We start from the raw sequence: 2,359 nt of genomic DNA, 5'->3' as shown, positions 1-2,359 counted from the left end.
TACTCTCTTTAATATTAGTGTTATCTGCATGCTCTGCGGATCGCAACAATATTATTAGTAAAGCCTATCATAATACCACGGCTCATTTCAATGCTTATTTTTATGCTCATGAAAGAATTGAGGAAATAGAAGGTATTGTAGAGTCTAATTATGACAATGATTATAACAAGGTACTGAAAATTTACCCGGAAATAGACTCAGTACTAGCCTCATCTTATCAGACTCAGATAGAAGATGGTATAAAGAAAGCCTCCATAGCTATTCAGCGTCACAAAAACTCTAAGTGGGTCGATGATAGCTACATACTTATTGGTATGGCCCGATTCTACGACCTTGACTATGTAAATGCCATAGAGACTTTTAAGTATGTAAATACAGAAAGCGAAAATGATGATGCCAGACATGAAGCGCTTGTTCATTTGCTACGGACTTTCGTAGACGCCCAGGAATATAATAATGCAGTTGCGGTTTCTGATTATCTCAAAAAGGAAAAGCTCAATAAAGACAATTCTAAACTACTTTTCATAAACAGGGCATACATGTATGAGCAACGTGGCGATTATGACAACATGCTTCAAAACCTGGTGAAGGCCGCACCTCTGCTCAAAAAGAAAGATGGTAAAGGCAGAATGTATTTTATCATTGGGCAGATATATCAAATGCTGGGTTTCGATGCTGAAGCTTTTAACTATTATAAGAAATGCATTGCCAGCAACCCTGAATATGAGTTAGATTTTTACGCCAGACTCTATATGGCACAAGTTACAGAACTTGGTAAGTCAAGTGACGTAAGGGCTGCACGCAAATTATTTCAGAAATTACTCAAAGACCGTAAAAACAAGGAGTTTCAGGATAAGATCTATTATGAAATGGCAGAATTTGAGGCCAAAAACAGAAATCTTGAAAAGGCCATTGAGTACTATAATGAATCAGTGCAGGCTAGTGTCAACAATGAAAGACAGAAAGGCCAGTCTTTCCACAAGCTGGGAATAATATATTATGATAGCCTCAGGCAATACGAAACAGCCAAAAACTACTATGATAGCACAATAGCTGCACTGCCAAAAGATTATGAAGGCTATGCGGCCATTAAAGAGAGGCAGGAAATTCTGGCAGAATTTGTCACACAAATTAATACCATACACCTGCAGGATAGTTTGCTGCAGTTGGCTTCTATGGACTCCGCTTCTCTGAGGTTAAAAGTAGAAGAGATTATTGCAGAAGAAGAAGCAAAGAAAAAAGCTGCAGAGGAAAAGGCTGAGAAGAAAGCAGCTCGAGCAAGGTTTGACCAGATTAATAACAGCGGTGGTATAAACGAAGCCGCAAGTTGGTATTTTGGCAATCCATCTGCTGTGGCTCTAGGTCAGAATGAATTTAAAAGAATATGGGGAGACAGGCCGCTGGAAGACAATTGGAGACGTGCAAGCAAAGAAGGTTTTCAGGATTTTGATCAAAACCTGGAAGACCCTGGAGCTACCAATGGGGGCGATATGCTAAGTCAGGAAAGTGAACAAAGTGTTTCTTCGAGTTCACGCGCTGATCAAATGATTGCACAGGTGCCTTTTTCAGATGAGGCAAAAGAAACAGCAAATAATAAGATAGAGATCGCGCTTTACAAGCTTGGTAATATTTACAATTTCAACCTTAAGGAAGTAGAAAATGCAGTAGTCACTTTTGAGAATTTACTCAATCGATATCCTAATACTGAGTATGAGGCAGAGGTGTTGTATCAGCTATATCTGATTAATAAAAATATAGGAAGTGAGAAACAGGATTATTATAAAGATCAGCTAATCAGCAAATACCCTAATACTACCTATGCCAAACTACTGGCCAATCCTAATTACACAGAAGAAAGTACAGAAGCTAACGAGCAACAGAAGAAGGTCTATGGTAAGGCCTACGAATTATATACAAATGGTCAGTACGATGAAGCTACGTCCATGCTCAATGAAGCATTAAACGAATACCAGGAAACTATTTTTACCCCTCGGTTGAAACTCCTGAAAATATTAATTATTGGAAAAACAGAAGATATCAATCTATACCAGTACCAGCTGAGTGAGTTCATTAAGTCAAACCCTGATAGTGAAATCACACCATACGCTGACGAGTTGTTAGAAGCTTCTAGAAACTTTTTAGCTAAACAACAACGGCTATTAGGTACAGAGTTTGTCAAATACTTTGAGCAAGAACATTATTTCGTCCTTATCTATGATTCAAAGCTGCAACAAGCCGATCAATTAACTGAAAAAATTGAGGCTTTTAACGCTAGTGCATATCCGGAAGAAAACTTTAAAACGAGTAATTTGATTCTGAATAAAGAAAGAACAATGATCATGGTTTCGGGAATTTCGAC

1 protein-coding gene is annotated in these 2,359 nt (G+C 38.2%); it reads left to right on the top strand.

Translation table 11 applies throughout. From position 1 onward, the window contains the following. Positions 1–2,359: type IX secretion system periplasmic lipoprotein PorW/SprE (gene porW, locus E1176_RS02215; RefSeq protein ID WP_155208944.1), on the top strand; the 2,359-nt coding region annotated here is incomplete at both ends.

Source organism: Fulvivirga aurantia, assembly GCF_009711475.1.
GTDB classification, from domain to species: Bacteria; Bacteroidota; Bacteroidia; order Cytophagales; family Cyclobacteriaceae; genus Fulvivirga; species Fulvivirga aurantia.
This window is presented reverse-complemented; position numbering and strand designations above follow the sequence as displayed.